Below are 16,739 nucleotides of genomic sequence, written 5' to 3'. Positions count from 1 at the left end.
GTTCCTTCATGGCATCCTCCCTATGCCGACAATAAGAACTTTTTACCCTTTTGGCAATTAATGAGTCCTGAGCCTAACATGTGAATATTTTTTCTTGCCGCAGGGCGGAAATTTCCGGCCTTTTTCAGGCGGAGTGCGTGTTTTTTTTGCGGCGGAGCATCCGTTTTTCTTCTGCAAAATCAGGGGGAAGGCGTTTTTTTGGTGCGGAAGGCGGAAGGCGCGGGGTGTTTTTTCCCCTTCAGGCAGGGCGCAGACGCGCAAGCCTTGTGCCTGCGGGGACGAGAACCCGGGGAAGAGGCGCAGAGACGGCACGGGAAGGGGGCAGAGGAGACGGAGGCTTTCTGCGCCGGGGCATGCCGCGCGGAGAGGGCGGGCGCGTACGCCTCCGGGCATGTTCTCAGGGGAGATGTTCCCGGGAGTCGCAATGCTTGTAGGAAAGCAGGCTCTGCTGTGCGGCAAGGCTTCTCAGGCGGGCGGGATCCTTAACGAAGGTGATGCCGCGTTCCTTGCCCAGGATGCCTTCCTTGCGCAGGGACTGGAATATCTTGGTCACGGTCATGACGTGCAGGGAAAGGTGCCCGGCTATTTCCGTATGGGTGAGGTAGCGGGGCAGATGGTGCGGGGGGTCCTTGCGCATGAATACGGAAAGCATGCGGCATACCCGCACCGTGGCGGAAAGAGTGCAGTTGTTCACCGACTGCACGATGACCTTGATGAGGTTTTCCGCAAGGCCCCGGATGAGCAGCGTCTTCACGGGTTCCTCATCCATGTGCCGCATGAATTCCCTGTGTTCGGTGCTGATGAGGCGGCAGGGCGTCTTGGCGAACATGGCGAGGGATTCGTTGGAAAGCAGAAAGTCGAAGGCGTCGTGAGGGATGGAATAGACGTGGTTCACGGAAGGGATGAAGCTGAGCAGGTCTCCGGGCTCGAAGTACACCAGGGAATGGCGTTCCCCCGTGGCGGATACGGCCGTGAGGGTGACGGTGCCTTCCAGCAGGTAGAACACCCTGTCCACCATGAGCTTGGTGCCGCGCGGAACGGCGATTTCCCGGCTGAAGCGCAGAAGATGGTTCCTGCATGTCTCCATGTCGGGGAGCGGCACCTTTGCGCCGCAGTCGGGCAGCGTGCCGAGGGGGCTTCTGCCGTTGGGGGAAGGTATGGTCATGGAAGCGCTCTTCATGATGCGGTGTCCTTTCCTCAGAGCATATGGCGTTTGAAAAGAGCTTTTTTTCAGGCGTTGCACAGACCATAGACGATGTGCACGCCGGGTTCTCCACGCCGCAGGCAGGTGCCTTTCTGCCGGGAATGCTCCGCCGGGCAGGTGCGGAATCCGGGAAAAGCGCTCGGAAGCAGCAGGAAGAGAACGATTCTTTCAAGGATTCCATCGGCGGGATATTTTGTCAATTGCCCGTTTTTTGTTGGGGCAAGGGCGTTTTCAGGCTTTTTTGCCGCGCTTTCGGCACAAAAAAAGGGCGGCTTTTATAAAAGCCGCCCTTTGTATCATGCGGGCCTACTTTTCGTCCCAGGCTTCTATGCCGCGCCTGTCGGGGAGCAGCGCGGGATGGAAGACGGGATCGGGCACGCCCGCCTTTTTCTGATCGGAGTAATCTTTAAGGGCGATGAAGGCGTTTCTGCCGAGCAGGGCGATGGCCACGAGGTTCACAATGGCCATGAGCGCCATGAACAGGTCCGCCAGGTTCCACACGAAGGGCAGGTCGGCCACGGAACCGAAGGCCACCATGGCCACCACGAGCACGCGGAACACAAGCAGCAGGCCGGGCCGGGTGCTGAAGAACTGGATGTTGCTTTCCCCGTAGTAGTAGTTGCCCGCAATGGAGCTGAAGGCGAAGAGGAAGACCATGAAGGAAAGCAGCACGCCCGCCACGCTGCCCATGTGGGAGGCAAGGGCCATCTGCACAAGTTCGATGCCGGTCTTGCCCGTGTCGGCATAGCCGTCGTACAGGAGCACGATGCAGGCCGAGGCCGTGCACACGAGCAGCGTATCCACGAACACGCCGAGAGCCTGCACAAGGCCCTGCTTCACGGGATGGGAGACAAAGGCCGTGGCCGCGGCGTTGGGCACGGAACCCATGCCCGCCTCATTGGAGAAGAGTCCGCGCTTGGCGCCGGTGAGTATGGCCGCGCCTATGCCGCCTATGGCCGCATCGGGGGAGAAGGCCTGGGAAACGATGGTGGCGAACATGGCGGGGATGGCGGTGATGTTCAGAATGACGATGATGAGGGCGATGAAGAGGTAGAGCGTGGCCATGACGGGCACAAGCCAGCTGCTCAGGTGGGCGATGCGCTTCAGCCCGCCGAAGATGACGATGGCGGAAAGGATGGTGATGCAGGCCCCGCCGAGGGCGCGGTCGAGCCCGAAGGTGGATTCAAGGGAAAGGGTGATGGTGTTGGCCTGCACGGAGTTGAAGCACAGGCCGAAGGTGACGGAAATGAGCACGGCGAACAGGGCCGCCGCACTTTTGCTGCCGAGGCAGTTGCGGATGTAGTAGGCGGGCCCGCCGCGGAAACCGAAGGTCCTGGGATCGCGCACCTTGTATATCTGGGCCAGGGTGCTTTCCACAAAGCCCGAGGCCGCGCCGATGACGGCGATGACCCACATCCAGAAGATGGCCCCCGGCCCGCCCGTGACGATGGCAATGGCAATGCCCGCAATGTTGCCCACGCCCACGCGCGAGGCCGTGCTGATGCAGAAGGCCTGGAAGGAGCTGATGTGCGCCTTGCCGCCCTCATGGCTCACGCCTTCCCTCAGCAGGCGCAGCATTTCCCCGAACAGGCGCAGCTGCACGAAGCCCGTGCGCAGGGAAAACCACAGCCCGAGGGCGATGAGCATGACAACGAGAACATAGGACCAGAGGATGTCGTTGGAAACGGTTATTGCTTTTGCCAGAAATTCCATGCGCGGGCCTTTGGTTTCGGGTGGAAGGGACGATGATTCGTGCAATGGTTCACGAAGGAGGGCAAAATGTCAACCTCCCTGCCCGAGACGGGGCGGAACACGCGCGTTTTTGTCTTTCCGGCCCGGGCTACAGGGCCATGAGGAGCGTGCCGAGGCTGATGAGCGCGGCCCCTGCGGCCGCCTTCATGGTGAGGTGCTCCTGCAGGAAGATGACGGCAAGCACGATGGTGAACACGATGCTCATCTTGTCCACAGGGGCCACCCTGGACACGTCGCCCATCTGCAGGGCCTTGAAGTAGCACAGCCACGAAGCTCCGGTGGCAAGGCCGGAGAGGATGAGAAATACCCATGTTCTGGCGCTCACGGCCGCGGGCGAGAACTTCGCCCCGCAGACAAAGGCCATGCCGCATGCCATGAAGAAGACCACCAGCGTGCGTATGGCGGTGCCGACATTGGAATCCACGCCTTCGATGCCGACTTTGGCCAGAAGCGAGGTGAGCGCCGCGAACACGGCGGAAAGGAGCGCGAGGATGAGCCACATGTTGTTTGTTTCCTTTCGCATGAGAATGCCCTGAGTGTTTTGCCCTGAGACAGGCCGGAAGGGGAGGCGTCCCATACGTTCGGGCTTCCTCAGCGGGGCGCGGGACGGAACAGGGAAAGACTTGCCCTGTGCCTTTGTTCTGTCAACCTTTTTCCGCCCCGCCGGGAAGCCGTCATGGTGAGGTTGCTCAGGCGCTCAGAGGGATACGGTTTCCTCCTCCTGCCCGGGGGCGAGGTTTTCCTCCCTGAGGGCTCCCTGGGTGAACATGTCGCTGGCAAGCTGATATTCGGCTATGGCCAGGTTCAGCCGCGTTTCGGCCTCTTCGCCGTGAAGTTCCGGCCCGAGGCCTTCTTTTTGCGTCCAGGCGCATGCGGAGGAGCGGCGCACGGGTTCGAGCACGGCGAGTCCCCCTTCATCGAGTCTGCCCAGGGCCTGATAGGTGCTGATCCAGGCCCGGCCTTCCTCGGGGCGCAGGGAAAGAATGCTGCGGCCGAAGAAGGGGGAGCGGTAGCTCCAGCCCAGAACATCGAAGAGCGTGGGGGCTATGTCGGCCTGACTGCACAGGGTGGTCACGGTTTCGGGCGCAATGTTGCCGGGGCTGTAGAGGAAGGCGGGGATGAGGTAGCGCTCCGGCGGAAGGTCGGTGTGGCCCGCCGCGCTTGAGGTGTGGTCGCCGCAGAGCACGAACACGGTGTTGCTGAACCACGGCCGCCTGGAGGCTTCCCGGAAGAATCTGCCGAGGGCGTAGTCGGTATAGGCCACGGCTCCGGCCCGGCCCGAACCGGAGGGCTGGGAAACCCTGCCTTCGGGGTAGGTGAAGGGGCGGTGATTGGAGGTGGTGAGCACGAACTGATAGAAGGGGCGGCCCTGCCGGTAGTCTTCGTCGGCCTCAAGCAGCGCGGTGCGGAAAAGGTCCTCGTCGCACACGCCCCAGGCGTTGGTGAAGGTGATGTCGTCGCTTTTCATGACGGCGCGGTCCACGATGCGGAAGCCGTTGCCGGAGAAGAAGGCGTTCATGTTGTCGAAGTAGCCGAATCCGCCGTAGATGAAGGCGGTGTCGTAGCCGTGGGCCCGGAAGACGGAACCTGTGGAGAACAGTCCTTCGCAGCCGGGGCGGCGCACGATGGAGGAACCGGGCGTGGGCGGCAGGGAAAGGGTGAGGGCCTCGATGCCGCGCACCGTGCGCGTGCCCGTGGCGTACAGGCGGGAGAAGAAGAGGCTCTGGCCGATGATGCGGTTCAGGTTCGGTGTGTTCTCTCCCAGAAGATTGCTTCCGAGACTCTCCACCGCGATCTGCACGACGTTGGGATGCCATGAAGGCCGGGTGGCGGCAATGTCGCGCACGATTCCCGTCTCTTCAGAAAAGTGCGCTCCGCCCGTTTCCCCGCGCACGAGAAGGGAGGCCTTTTCCGCATCCATGACGGGGTAGAATTCGCGGTAATCGAGGGCGTTGTGCCTGTAGGCGGAAAAAAGCGACCACACGCCGTTGGCGGCAAGTTCCCGTTCCACCCTGTCGGGGGAGGAAAGGGGCGCATAGAAGAACGTTGCGCAGGCCATGGCAAGGCAGCCTGCAAGAAGCGCGGGGGAACGCTGCGCGGGCCGGGCCGCCTTTTTCCACAGAAGGAGCATGGCGGGCACGGTGAGCACCGCGGCGCAGGCGGCCACGGCGGAGAGCAGGGGAATGACGGGGTAGGATTCTCTGATGTTCCGTATCACCTCCGTGGTATAGATGAGATAATCCACGGCAATGAAGTTGAAGCGACTGCTGAATTCCCCCCAGAACAGGGTTTCGGCCACGGCGGAGAAGAGAAAGAGGCAGGCGTACAGCCAGAAGGCGAGGGAGGCCAGCGTGCGGCCGACTCTTCCGCCGAACACGTTCTTTTTCAGGAAAATGAGCGCCGCAAGGGGCAGGGTGAGGAGAAAATAGGGGAAAAGGTCGTTGAGCGCGCCCTTGAAATACAGAACCGCCAGCGTTCCGGGTGCGAACGAGGCGTCGAGACTGCGGTGCGCCATGACGAGCAGCACGGTTCTGACGGCGGCATTGACGAGCAGCCAGAGCAGAAGCAGCAGGCCGAGGTAAGAGCCCCGGGCGTTTTTGCGGAAAACCATGGAAGACTCCTTGAAAGTTTTTGCAGCAAAAAAGTAAGGAAAAAACTGCTCCATGCGAAGTCCTGGCGGAGTAACAAAGCGTAACAGCGGGAAAATCGCGCTCCGTGTTCAGAAAATAGTACGCACAGGGAGGAAAAAACGGGCTTATTCTGCGGCATGAAAGAAAACGGTAGAAAATAAGCGCCGCTCTGTCACTGATTTTACATCCGCAGCTTCCTTTTTGTGATAAAACTTATACAGCCGTATCATGAAGAATGTGTAACGAAGCGTAACAGGCTCTGCGGCCGCGTTGCGGCCTCTGTTCCGGGATGTTACAGGAAGAGGAGCCGGAAAAAGAGCTTCCGGGGCGCATGCTGCCGGGAAGACGGCGCCGGCCCCGTGGCCCCCGCGCTTTGCTCAGAACCGTTTTCAGAGGGGGCGTTCTCATGTTTCAGATGCTGATTATCGACGATGACAAGGAGCTGTGCCAGCTTCTGGAGGATTATTTCCGGCCGGAGCACATCACCTGCCGTTTTGCCCACGACGGGCAGAGCGGCCTTGCGGCCATTCTTGAGGAGCGGCCGGACATGGTCATTCTCGACGTCATGCTTCCCGAGAAGAACGGTTTCGAGGTGTTGCGCGCCATACGCAGGGACACCCGTCTTTCCCGCCTGCCCGTCATCATGCTCACGGCGCGGGGTGATTTTTCCGACAGGGTGCGCGGGCTGGACGCCGGGGCGGATGACTACCTGCCCAAGCCCTTCAACCCGCGGGAGCTGCTTTCCCGCGTGCGCGCGGTGATGCGCCGCGCCCAGCCTTCCGCAGGAGAGGGCGGGGGCGACATACGCCTGGAGGAAGGTTCCATGAAGGCCTGGCGTGGGGATGAGGAAATTTCCCTGAGCGGGCAGGAATACCGGGTGCTGCGGGCGCTGCTTTCCTCGCCGGGCAAGGTGATCTCGCGCGATGCGCTGAGCCTTGCGGTGTTCGGGCGCGAGGCCATGCCCATGGAACGCGGGCTGGACATGCAGATAAGCCGCGTGCGCCGCAAGCTCGGGCCGTACCCCGACGGTTCCGAGCGCATACGCAGCATACGCGGCGTGGGCTACATGTATGCGGTGCGCGGGGAGGATCATTCATGAAAAAACTGCGCGGAACGCTTTCCGGCTTCTGGGATTCCCTGCCGCTTTTCCGCAAGATATACATCTGCGGCATCCTGTTCATAGGCTCCTTCGCCATGCTGGGCGAGTTCGGCGAATATGTGGCGAGCGACCTTCTGCAGAGCAGCGGCAATTCCTTCTCCTCCGCGCAGGAAGTGATACTCTGGATGGTGTTCACCTTCATCGTGGCCGCGCTGGAAGCCTATGTGCTCATTTCTTTTCTGAAGAACATCATCGGGCATTTCACCTCGGTGATACACCGCCTTTCCGGCGGCGACCTTGCGGCGCGCGTGTCCCCGGACATGGCGGACAGAAAGGACGAACTCGGCCTGCTGGCCCGGGCCTTCAACAGCATGGCCGAGCAGCGGGAAAAGGAAAGGGTGCGGGAAAGGGCGCTCATTGCCGACGTGTCCCACGAACTGCGTTCCCCGCTCACGCGCCTTTCCGTCACGGTGGAGCTGCTCCGGCGCGAGAATGTTTCCCCGCATCTTCTGGACAGGCTCTGCCTGGAGACCGAACGCATGGATGCGCTCATCGAAAGCATGCTTGCCTATTCCCGCATGGAGGCGCGGCTGCACTGTTCCTCCTTCGATCTGGCCGCACTGGTGCGCGACGTGGCGGAGGATGTGCGCTTCGAGGGCAGTGTGCGCGGCTGCGAGGTGGCGGAGATCATGCCGGAACACCTGCCCTTTGCCGGTGATGCGGAAATGCTCCGGCATGCCGTGGAAAACGTGCTCCGCAACGCGCTGCGCTACACGCCCGACGACGGGCGCATCGTCATCCGCCTCACCGCGCGCAGGCATAGCTGCCTTCTGGTGGTGGAGGACCGCGGCCCCGGCGTGCCGGAAGACGCGCTGGAGCGCATTTTCCGGCCCTTCTTCCGGGTGGATGCCTCGCGCAGAAGAGAAAGCGGCGGCACGGGCATGGGGCTTTCCCTGGCCGAGCGGGCCGCCCATGCCCACGGCGGCAGAATATGGGCGGAAAACAGGGAAGGCGGCGGCCTTGCCGTGAGCATGGAACTGCCGCTCAGGCAGAAACGCGAGGCCGAATGAGACTTTCCGGCCGTTCGGCCCTGCTTCAGAGCGCGGTGTGCCTGCTTCTTCTGGCCCTTTCCCTGTTTCTGGAAAGCGGTACAAATCTCGACATGCTCCTTCAGCGGCGCTGGTTCGACGCGGCAGCAGGCGCGTGGCTCATCGACCCGGCCGCCCATCAGGTGCTGCGCGTGTTCTTCTACGACGGCATGAAGCGGGCCGTGGCCTGCATCGGGCTTGGCTGTGCGGCGCTTTTTCTGTGGGGATATGCTTCCGGCAGAAGCGCATGGATGCGTGCGGGCCTGCTCATGGCCCTTTCCTGCGCGGCCACGCCGCTGCTGGTGGCCGCGCTCAAGGCGTTTACCGGCATACACTGCCCCCGGGAACTCATCGAATTCGGGGGAGCCTTTCCCTACCGGCATTTTTTTCCCCTCGGGGCCGGGACTTCTGGCGGCCGCTGCTTCCCCGGCGGGCATGCCTCCGGCGGCTTTGCCCTCACCATGGTGTTCTTCTGCGTTTCCGGCGGCAGAAAACGTGCGGCGGCGCTTCTTGCCGCCCTTGCCGCAGGCTGGGTCATGGGCCTTTATCAGATGCTGCGCGGCGAACACTTTCTTTCCCATACCGTGGTGAGCATGCTTCTTGCCTGGCAGATGAACATAGGCCTTGTGCTTCTGACCGACCGGCTGCTCATGCCCGCGCTGGAAAGGCGCAGGGCGCGCCGCGCAGGCGGGCCGGAGGCGCCGCCTTCTTGAAAGAGCGGCGCATACCGGTTATTCTGAAAAATGCCGCGCGGGCGTTTTGCCGCGCCTTTTCAAGGAAAGCATGAGGAGACAACATGAGCAAGGTGACGCTTATCTATTTTTCCCCCACGGGCAATACGGAAAAGAGCCTGAAGGCCATGGCCCGCGGGCTGGGCGCGGAAGCGGACATTGTGGACGTGACCGCCGTGACTGACCCCGAACCTGTTCTTTTCCATGCGTCCGACAGGGTGATCTTCGGCGCTCCCGTGTACGGCGGGCGCATTCCTTCCGTGGCGCGGGAACGCCTTTCCCGCTTCCGCGGGGTGCAGACGCCCTGCGTGGTGGTCGTGACCTACGGCAACCGCCATTACGACGACGCGCTTCTGGAACTTGCCGACATGGCCAGGGAACAGGGCTTCGTGGTGGTGGGGGCCGCCGCGCTGGTGGGCCGTCATACCTTCGGCGAAATTCAGGTGGAGCGCCCGGACGGGGCCGACCTTGCCGCCGACGGCGAATTTGCGGCCCGCGCCTTTGCTCTGGGCGCGGAAGTGAAGAACATTCCGGGCAACAGGCCCTACCGCGACGGCGGCAGCGGCGGCAGGTTCCGCCCGCTCACCTCCGAAGCGTGCGTGCACTGCGGCCTGTGCGTGAAGAACTGCCCCGTGCAGGCCATAGACAGGGACTGCGAAACCGTGGCCGACAGCTGCATTTCCTGCTTCCGCTGCATACGCCGCTGTCCGAAGGGCGCAAAGAACATGAATACCGGGGCCTACCTCTCCTTTGCCGCCTCCTTCAGCGAAAAACTGAAGGCCCGGCGCGAGAACGAGTATTACTGCTGAAGCGGCGGCTCGGAGCCGGCAGCTGCATGAAAAAAGGCCCCGCAGGGGGCCTTTTTCCGTGTTTGAGCCATGCCCGGGCCTCAGGCGGAAGCGCCGCCTTCCAGCTCCTTTTCCAGCTCTTCGAGAATATGGCGGAGAAGACGGGTCACGCTGAAGGCCGTGCCCGTTTCCGCATACAGGGAGGTGGCTGTTTTTTCCAGTTCCGGCGGAATGGCCGAAGAGGGCACGTTGACGTTGACCCCTATGCCCACCACGGCCCAGCGGAGTTCCGTATTGTGAAACATGCTCTCCACAAGAATGCCCGCCACCTTGCGGCCGTTGAGGAAAAGGTCGTTGGGCGCGCGCTTTTCCAGCCGTATGCCGCAGCTTTTCTTCACGGCCCGGGCGCAGGCCTCCATGGAGAGAATGGGCAGAAGCGCCAGTTTTTCCGGCGCAAGGGAAGGCCTTGTGATCACCGAGAAGCTGAGACTGCCCGGCAGGCACAGCCAGCGGCTTCCCCGGCTGCCCCGGCCCTCGTTCTGGCGGCGGGCCACCACCACCACGCCCTCGGGCGCGCCGCCCAGAGCCTCCAGCGCCGCCACCTGATTGGTGGAACCCGTTTCCTTGAGCCATATCCAGCTTCTGCGCCCCAGCACCCGGGTGCCGAGGTTTTCGCGCGCATCGTCCGCCGCCCAGGGGTCGGCCCGGGATATGAGCCGGTAGCCCCGGCGCGGCACGGAGGCAATGATGTTTCCCTCTTCGCGCAGAGAGGAAACATGCTTGCTCACCGCCGCCCTGCTGATATGAAACTCGCGGGAAAGCGCTTCCCCGGAAACCCAGCCTTCCTGCTCTTCGCGGGCAAGACTTTCCAGAATGCGGTCCCGCATGGGGATATCTTCCTGCCTCATGCCTGCTCCGTTGTGCTCGCGGTTAATTGTCAACCATATTTGTATAGTTTTAAGGTTGACATATTCTCTTTCTCCGGTGCAAGGTGGCCCTATACCCTACTGACCGGAGGATATGCATGGACACCCTGCTTGAAACCATACTTCGCCGTCTTCCCCAGGCCGGGGAGGGACCGCTTCTTTCCCGCGAAGAGGCGGAAGCGTTCATTTCCCTTCCTTCCTCCTCCACGCTGGACATGATTTCCGTGGCCGGAACGGTGCGCGCCATGCGTGCCCCCGGATTTTTCAACTGCGGCATCATCAACGCCAAATCCGGCCGCTGCCCGGAGAACTGCGCCTTCTGCGCACAGTCAGCACATCACGAAACAGGCTCGCCTGTCTATCCCTTTGTGGGGCGGGAGATACTGCTGCAGAAGGCCGCCGAGGCCGCGCGCCACGGCACGAAGCGTTTCAGCATCGTGGTGAGCGGCACCATGCTGGGCGAGGCGGACGTGGAGCCCTTGTGCCGCGCGGTGGAGAGCATCATTGAAGAAACGGGCATGGCGGTGTGCGGTTCGCTGGGCCTGCTCACGCCGGAGCGCGCCCGCATGTACCGCGAGGCGGGCATGACGCGCTATCACCACAATCTGGAAACGGCGGAGAGCTTTTTCCCGAACATCTGCACCACACACGCCTATGAAAAGGATGTGGCAAGCCTTGCCGCCGCGCGCGAGGCGGGCATGGAAGTGTGTTCCGGCGGCATCATGGGGCTTGGCGAAAGCCCGGTGCAGCGCGTGGAACTGGCCTGCACCCTGGCCGATGCGGGGGTGGATTCCATTCCCATCAATTTTCTCAACGCCATAAAAGGGACGCGCCTTGAGCACATGCCCCGCCTTTCGCCGGAAGAGGCCCTGCGGAGCATTGCGCTTTTCCGCGTCATGCATCCTTCCCGGGATATCCTCATCGCGGGCGGCCGCGGCCATGTGCTCGGCGAGTGGCAGAGCTGGCTGTACGCCGCCGGGGCCAACGGCATGATGACGGGGGACTACCTCACCACCTCCGGCGCGGCCTTTGAGTCCGACCTTGCCATGATGCGAACCCTGGGGGTGGCCTGATGCGCGCCTTCTTCGTCACCGGCACGGATACCGACGCAGGCAAGACGGCGGTGACGGCGGGGCTGCTTCTGGCCCTGTCCCGTCTGGGTACGGAGGCCTTTGCCGTGAAGCCGGTGCAGACGGGCTGCACGGAGAAGGGCGGCGTGCCCGAAGCGCCGGATGTGGCGGCCTGGCGCGCTGCCGGAGGCAGGGGCGAGGCGCTTTTTACCTTCCGCGTGCCCTGTTCCCCGCACCTTGCCGCCCGTCTTGAGGGCGCAAGACTTGAGGTCTCCACCCTTGCCCGGGCCTGCCGGGAGTGCCTTTCCCCCGGACGGGTGACGCTTTTTGAAGGCGCGGGAGGGCTGTATGTTCCCCTGAATGAGGAAGAAAGCATGCTCGACCTCATGCGGGAACTGCACCTGCCCGTGCTTCTGGTGGTGGGCAACCGTCTGGGCTGTCTGAACCACGCCCTGCTTTCTCTGGACGCGCTGGACATGGCCGGGCTTCCGGTGGCGGGCATGGTGCTCTGCCGCACCACGCCGCCTTCCCTTGCGGACGCGGGCACGTCGCCCGAGGCCGAAGCGCTCATTCTCGGCGACAATGCCGCCCGCCTTGCCGAAGAGGGGAAAAAGCGCGGCGTGCCCCTTCTGGCCGACATTCCCTACGACGCCTCCTTTTCTCCCGCCGATGCTGCGTGCATGGACGCGCTTGCCGCACGCCTTGAGGGCGCGGCGCGTCTTCTGGCGCAGGAAGAGGATCACGGGGAGGAGGAAAAGGAGCGGCTTGCCTTCGACCGGGCGCATCTCTGGCATCCCTATACTTCGGCCCTGAACCCTCTGCCCGTGCTCGACGTGGCGGGAGCCTCCGGCGCAAGGCTTTTGCTTGCCGACGGCAGGGAACTGGTCGACGGCATGTCCTCGTGGTGGTGCCGGGTGCACGGTTACGGCAACAGGCGCCTTGTGCAGGCCGTGCAGCGGCAGGCGGCGCGGCTTTCCCACGTCATGTTCGGGGGGCTGACCCATGCGCCTGCGGTGGAGCTGGGCCGCCGCCTGCTCCGGCTTCTTCCTCCGGGCATGGAACATATCTTTCTGGCCGATTCCGGCTCCGTGGCCGTGGAAGTGGCCGTGAAAATGGCCGTGCAGTTCCATCAGTCCGCCGGGCACGGGGAAAAATGCCGTTTTGCGGCCCTTCGCGGGGCCTATCACGGCGATACCCTGGGGGCCATGTCGCTCTGCGATCCCGTCACGGGCATGCACACGCTCTTTTCCGGCATACTGCCGAAGCAGCTTTTTGTGGAAAGGCCCTCCTGCCGCTTCCATGCGCCCTACGATCCTTCCTCCTTCGAGCCCATGGAACGCGCCCTCCGCACCCATGCCCATGAACTGGCGGCCGTGGTGGTGGAACCCGTGGTGCAGGGCGCAGGGGGCATGTGGTTCTACCATCCCTCCTATCTGCGCGATCTGCGCGCGCTGTGCGACGAACTCGGCATCCTGCTCATTGCCGACGAAATAGCCACGGGCTTCGGCCGCACGGGCAGAATGTTTGCCTGCGAATGGGCGGGCATATCGCCCGACATCATGTGCGTGGGCAAGGCGCTCACCGGCGGCATGATGACGCTTTCGGCCGTGGCCGCCACCGGCCGCGTGGCGGAGGGCATTTCCCGGGCCGACGCGGCCCGCGGGGGCGGCGTGTTCATGCACGGGCCCACCTTCATGGGCAACCCGCTGGCCTGCGCCGCCGCCTGCGCAAGTCTCGACGAACTTTGCGCCTCCCCCTGGCAGGATCGCGTACAGGCTCTGGAAAAGCGCCTTGCGCACGGGCTTGAGCCCTGCCGCTCCCTGCCCGGCGTTGCCGACGTGCGCGTGCTCGGGGCCATAGGCGTCATGGAAAGAGAAGAACCGGTGGATGTGGCCGCCTGGCAGGACTTTTTCACGGCAAGGGGCGTGTGGATACGGCCCTTCGGATACACCGTGTACGTCATGCCGCCCTTCATCGCCTCGGAAGAGGAGGTGGACACGCTCACGCGCGCCATGGTCGAGGCGGCGGCCTCTGCCGCCGCTCACGGCGGAACACCGACGCGAGGAGAGTAACGTGCTGATTTTCTGCCTCTATGCGGCGCTTCTTCTCGGTCTCGGCCTGCTGGACGCCCGCCGCAGACGCAGTGTGGCCGACTTTTTCGTCAACGGCCGCTCCTCCGGCGCATGGCATACCGGCTTTTCGCTCATCGCCTCCTGCATCGGCGGTTCGGCCACCATGGGCATGGCAGGGCTTGCGTGGCAGGTGGGCACTCCGGCCTTCTGGTGGCTCGGTTCGGGCGCGTGCGGCCTTGCGCTGCTCACGTTCTTTCTGGCGGAAAAGGTGCGCGCCTCCGGGGCCTACACCATGCCGGAAATGGTGGCCGCATGGCTCGGGCCGCGCGCCCGTACCCTGGTTTCCCTCATCATCGTGCCCGCATGGCTGGCCATTCTTGCGGCGCAGTTCACGGCCATGGGCAAGCTCACCGCGGCCCTGACCGGTCTTTCGCCGGATACGGCGCTCTGGGCGGGCGCGGCAGTCATCACGGCCTATTCCTGCCTCGGCGGGCAGGCTTCCGTCATACGCAGCGATCTTCCCCAGTGCCTGCTTCTGCTTCTGGGAACGGCCGTTGCCGCCGTATGGCTTTTTGTGCACGATGCCGCGCCCCTTTCGGGCCTGCGCATCGAACTTGTCAACGAAGCCTTCGGGCCGGGAAAATTTACCTATTTCATGCTCATCATGGGCGGCAGTTACCTTGTCTGCCCCATGCTCTTCGGCCGCATTCTGAGCGCGCGCGACGCAGGAAGCGCCACAGCCGGCGCCTGGCTTGCCGTGGGCGGCCTTGCCGCATCCGCCGCGCTCATCGTGGTTCTCGGCGTGCTGTGCCGGGGCCTGGTGCCCCATACCGTGGCCCCCGACGATGTGCTTTCCACGGCCATGACCCTCATGCCGCCGTGGGCGGGCATGCTGCTTCTGGTGGCGCTGCTCTCCGCCGTGCTTTCTTCCGCCGATTCGTGCGTGATCACGGCCTCCACCGTGCTCTGCAACGATATTCTGGGGCGGCGCGACGTGCGGCTCTGCCGCGTGGTCACGCTCTGCCTCGGCGCAGGGGGCCTTGCCCTTGCCACGCGCGGGCACGGCATACTCGACCTTCTGCTTATGGCCAACGACATCTATGTCTGCGGCGCGGTGCTGCCGGTGTTTCTGGCCATGCTCATGAAACGCGGCGCGGTGCGCCCCTCCTTTGCCCTGGCGGCCATGCTTGCGGGAGGTGCGGGCGGCCTTGCCTCGGCCATGAGCGGCGAAATAGCCTTCGGCTATGCGGGCATGGCGCTTTCCGTTCTTGCCATGCTCTGCGGGCGCTTCCTGCCCCTGCGTCCCGACGCTTCCCCGGCGCTTCGCTGAAAAAGTCCGTATATGAAAAAGGGCCGCTCCTTCCGGAGCGGCCCCGGGCTTTCATGAGGGCGTGCGGGAGAGAAAGCGCGCTACACGTCAAGCCCGGCGTGGTAGCCCTGATATACGGCGGTGGTGATGGTGGAGGGGCGCACCGCGTCACCGATGACGCGCACGAAGGGTGCGGCGTCGAGGAGCGCGTCATGGTTGCGCGAGCGCTGGCCCACGGCGCAGATCACCGTGCCTGCGGCAATGAGCGTTTCCCTGCCTTCCGCGTCGCGCACAAGGAGTCCTTCCTTCGTGACGGCAAGGCCCGTGCAGGAGGTGTGCACGGTGACGAGTTCCTTCAGCTTGCGCAGAAGGATGGGGCGGTGGCGGATGTTGGCGTCGGGCGCAACCTCGGGCCGCATTTCCACCAGCGTGACCTTTTTCCCTTCCTGCGCGAGGTGAATGGCGCATTCGCAGCCGGCAAGGCCGCCGCCGAGCACCGCCACGGTATCCGCGCATTCGGCGCTTCTTTTATAGTAGTCGTTCACAATGATGACGTTTCCGCCGTCCATGCCCGGAAGCGGCGGCACCACGGGTTCGGAACCGGTGGCGATGATGAGCGCGTCCGCGCCTTCCTTCTCCACATATTCGGGAGTGACAAGGGTGTTCAGGCGCACGTCCACGCCCTCTATTTCCATCTGCCGGGCCAGGGTGAGGCCGAGCTGATACATTTCATGCTTGAAGGGAATGGCCTGTTCGCTCTTCAGAATGCCGCCGAGTTCCGCATCCTTTTCACAGAGAATGACATGATGCCCGCGCTGTGCCGCGGTCACGGCGGCCTTCATGCCGCCGCAGCCGCCGCCGGCCACAATGACCTTCTTTGCACGGCGGGCGGGCAGGGCCGGGGCGTCCTGTTCGCGGCCTATCTGCGGGTTCACGGTGCAGCGGCGCGTGCCCGTGGTGGGGCGTTCGGCCATGCACACAAAGCAGCGCAGGCAGCGCACGATTTCATCGTCGCGCCCTTCCATGACCTTTTCGGGCAGTTCGGGGTCGGCAATGAGGGCGCGGGCCATTTCCACCACGTCCGCCTTGCCGGAGGCGATGATGTCTTCCATCTGCGCCGGGTCGTTCAGCGCGCCCACCGTGGCCACGGGCGTGGAAACGTGCTTCTTGATTTCGGCGGCAAGGTACACGTTGCAGCCGTGTTCGGAAAACATGGGCGGGTGCGTGTCGAAGAAGCCGAACTGGTAGGATCCGGCCGAAACGTGGATGAGGTCGGCTTTGCCGTCCAGAAGCTTTGCAATTTCCACGCCTTCTTCCAGCGTATAGCCGCCCTCGAAAAGCTCGGAACCGCTCATGCGCACCTCGATGGGGAAGCCCGGGCCCACGGCCTTGCGCACGCTGTCCATGACTTCCATGAGCAGGCGGGCGCGGCCTTCGAGACTGCCGCCGTATTCGTCGGTGCGCTTGTTGAAATAGGGCGAGAGAAACTGATTGATGAGCCAGCCGTGCCCGGCATGGATCATGACCATTTCAAAGCCCGCGCGTCTGGCCAGGGCGGCCTTTTCGCCGTAGGAAGCCACGATGGCGGCAATCTGTTCTCTGGTGAGCGCCTTCACCGGCCTGCCGTCGGGGCGCACGCCGTCGCACGGGCCGTACTGGGAAAGGGCGTTCTTCTTTTCCTTGTCCACCAGATAGGTGCCCGCATACTGGCCGGAATGGGAAAGTTCCACGCTGGGAATGGCTCCGTGGCGGCGTATGGCGTCGGCCGTCATGGTGAAGCTCGCCAGGGAACCGGGCGTCTGCAGTTCCAGATGCAGCATGTGCGAGGCGTCGGTTTCCGGGTGCACCACAAGTTCGCTCACCGTGACGTTGGCGCTTCCGCCCCTTGCCCTGTTTTCATAGAAGGCGCGGCTGCCCGGGCCTGCGCAGCAGTCCCAGGTGATGTCCGTGGCGCCGGTGGGCGCGGCGAACATGCGGTTGCGGAAGGTGACGCGGCCGAGCCGGATGGGAGCGGAAAGGTGCGGATATTTTCTTGTCATGATGTTCTCCAGCATGTTTCGCGGTGCGTTC

The 16,739-nt window shown here is 63.5% G+C and carries 14 protein-coding genes; 8 read left to right on the top strand and 6 right to left on the bottom strand.

The features are described 5' to 3' along the window. Positions 1-397: 397 nt before the first annotated feature. The gene (locus Q0K07_RS04760; protein ID WP_294557169.1) at positions 398-1,180 is read right to left on the bottom strand and encodes a Crp/Fnr family transcriptional regulator; all 783 of its coding nucleotides are present in this window, start codon (positions 1,178-1,180) and stop codon (positions 398-400) included. Positions 1,181-1,206: 26 nt separating this feature from the next. Between Q0K07_RS04760 and Q0K07_RS04755 the strand changes: the two genes are divergently transcribed. Continuing rightward, complete coding sequence (locus Q0K07_RS04755) at positions 1,207-1,485, top strand: hypothetical protein (protein ID WP_294557166.1); 279 nt, start codon at positions 1,207-1,209, stop codon at positions 1,483-1,485. Positions 1,486-1,510: 25 nt separating this feature from the next. Here the strand turns inward: Q0K07_RS04755 and Q0K07_RS04750 are convergent, their stop codons facing one another. The 3 genes from Q0K07_RS04750 to Q0K07_RS04740 all read right to left on the bottom strand — a co-directional run bounded on the left by Q0K07_RS04750 (position 1,511) and on the right by Q0K07_RS04740 (position 5,567). Beyond that, complete coding sequence (locus Q0K07_RS04750; RefSeq protein ID WP_294557164.1) at positions 1,511-2,917, bottom strand: sodium:alanine symporter family protein; 1,407 nt, start codon at positions 2,915-2,917, stop codon at positions 1,511-1,513. A gap of 127 nt (positions 2,918-3,044) precedes the next feature. Further along, complete coding sequence (locus Q0K07_RS04745; RefSeq protein ID WP_294557162.1) at positions 3,045-3,458, bottom strand: EamA family transporter; 414 nt, start codon at positions 3,456-3,458, stop codon at positions 3,045-3,047. A gap of 195 nt (positions 3,459-3,653) precedes the next feature. Next, positions 3,654-5,567: an LTA synthase family protein gene (locus Q0K07_RS04740; RefSeq protein WP_294557160.1), complete on the bottom strand. Its 1,914-nt coding sequence runs from the start codon at positions 5,565-5,567 to the stop codon at positions 3,654-3,656. 425 nt (positions 5,568-5,992) lie between these two features. On the opposite strand from Q0K07_RS04740, the gene Q0K07_RS04735 reads away from it, so the two are divergent. The 4 genes from Q0K07_RS04735 to Q0K07_RS04720 all read left to right on the top strand — a co-directional run bounded on the left by Q0K07_RS04735 (position 5,993) and on the right by Q0K07_RS04720 (position 9,313). Beyond that, positions 5,993-6,685, top strand: a complete 693-nt coding sequence (locus Q0K07_RS04735) for a response regulator transcription factor (RefSeq protein ID WP_294557158.1) — start codon at positions 5,993-5,995, stop codon at positions 6,683-6,685. Continuing rightward, on the top strand, positions 6,682-7,755 hold the full coding sequence (locus Q0K07_RS04730) for an ATP-binding protein (RefSeq protein ID WP_294557154.1): 1,074 nt from the start codon (positions 6,682-6,684) through the stop codon (positions 7,753-7,755). The genes Q0K07_RS04735 and Q0K07_RS04730 overlap by 4 nt, the downstream gene beginning before the upstream one ends. Next, positions 7,752-8,486 (top strand): phosphatase PAP2 family protein, encoded by a 735-nt coding sequence (locus Q0K07_RS04725; protein ID WP_294557152.1) that lies wholly within the window; start codon positions 7,752-7,754, stop codon positions 8,484-8,486. The genes Q0K07_RS04730 and Q0K07_RS04725 overlap by 4 nt, the downstream gene beginning before the upstream one ends. Before the next feature lie 83 nt (positions 8,487-8,569). Next, positions 8,570-9,313, top strand: coding sequence for a flavodoxin domain-containing protein (locus tag Q0K07_RS04720; protein WP_294557150.1), 744 nt, complete (start codon positions 8,570-8,572; stop codon positions 9,311-9,313). A gap of 80 nt (positions 9,314-9,393) precedes the next feature. Here Q0K07_RS04720 and Q0K07_RS04715 read toward each other — a convergent pair whose 3' ends face one another. Beyond that, positions 9,394-10,200 carry a biotin--[acetyl-CoA-carboxylase] ligase gene (locus Q0K07_RS04715; protein ID WP_294557148.1) on the bottom strand — a complete coding sequence of 269 codons (807 nt, stop codon included), beginning with the start codon at positions 10,198-10,200 and terminating at the stop codon, positions 9,394-9,396. A 116-nt stretch (positions 10,201-10,316) separates the two neighbouring features. Between Q0K07_RS04715 and bioB the strand changes: the two genes are divergently transcribed. Genes bioB through Q0K07_RS04700 form a run of 3 tightly spaced genes read left to right on the top strand, consistent with a single transcriptional unit; the run spans position 10,317 to position 14,690 of the window. Further along, positions 10,317-11,291 carry a biotin synthase BioB gene (gene bioB / locus Q0K07_RS04710; RefSeq protein WP_294557146.1) on the top strand — a complete coding sequence of 325 codons (975 nt, stop codon included), beginning with the start codon at positions 10,317-10,319 and terminating at the stop codon, positions 11,289-11,291. Continuing rightward, complete coding sequence (gene bioA / locus Q0K07_RS04705; protein WP_294557144.1) at positions 11,291-13,360, top strand: adenosylmethionine--8-amino-7-oxononanoate transaminase; 2,070 nt, start codon at positions 11,291-11,293, stop codon at positions 13,358-13,360. The genes bioB and bioA overlap by 1 nt, the downstream gene beginning before the upstream one ends. A 1-nt stretch (position 13,361) precedes the next feature. Next, positions 13,362-14,690: a hypothetical protein gene (locus Q0K07_RS04700; RefSeq protein WP_294557141.1), complete on the top strand. Its 1,329-nt coding sequence runs from the start codon at positions 13,362-13,364 to the stop codon at positions 14,688-14,690. Positions 14,691-14,770: 80 nt separating this feature from the next. Here the strand turns inward: Q0K07_RS04700 and Q0K07_RS04695 are convergent, their stop codons facing one another. Continuing rightward, the gene (locus Q0K07_RS04695) at positions 14,771-16,708 is read right to left on the bottom strand and encodes an NAD(P)/FAD-dependent oxidoreductase (protein ID WP_294557139.1); all 1,938 of its coding nucleotides are present in this window, start codon (positions 16,706-16,708) and stop codon (positions 14,771-14,773) included. Positions 16,709-16,739: the final 31 nt, after the last annotated feature.

Source organism: uncultured Mailhella sp., assembly GCF_944324615.1.
Lineage (GTDB): Bacteria > Desulfobacterota > Desulfovibrionia > Desulfovibrionales > Desulfovibrionaceae > Mailhella.
This window is presented reverse-complemented; position numbering and strand designations above follow the sequence as displayed.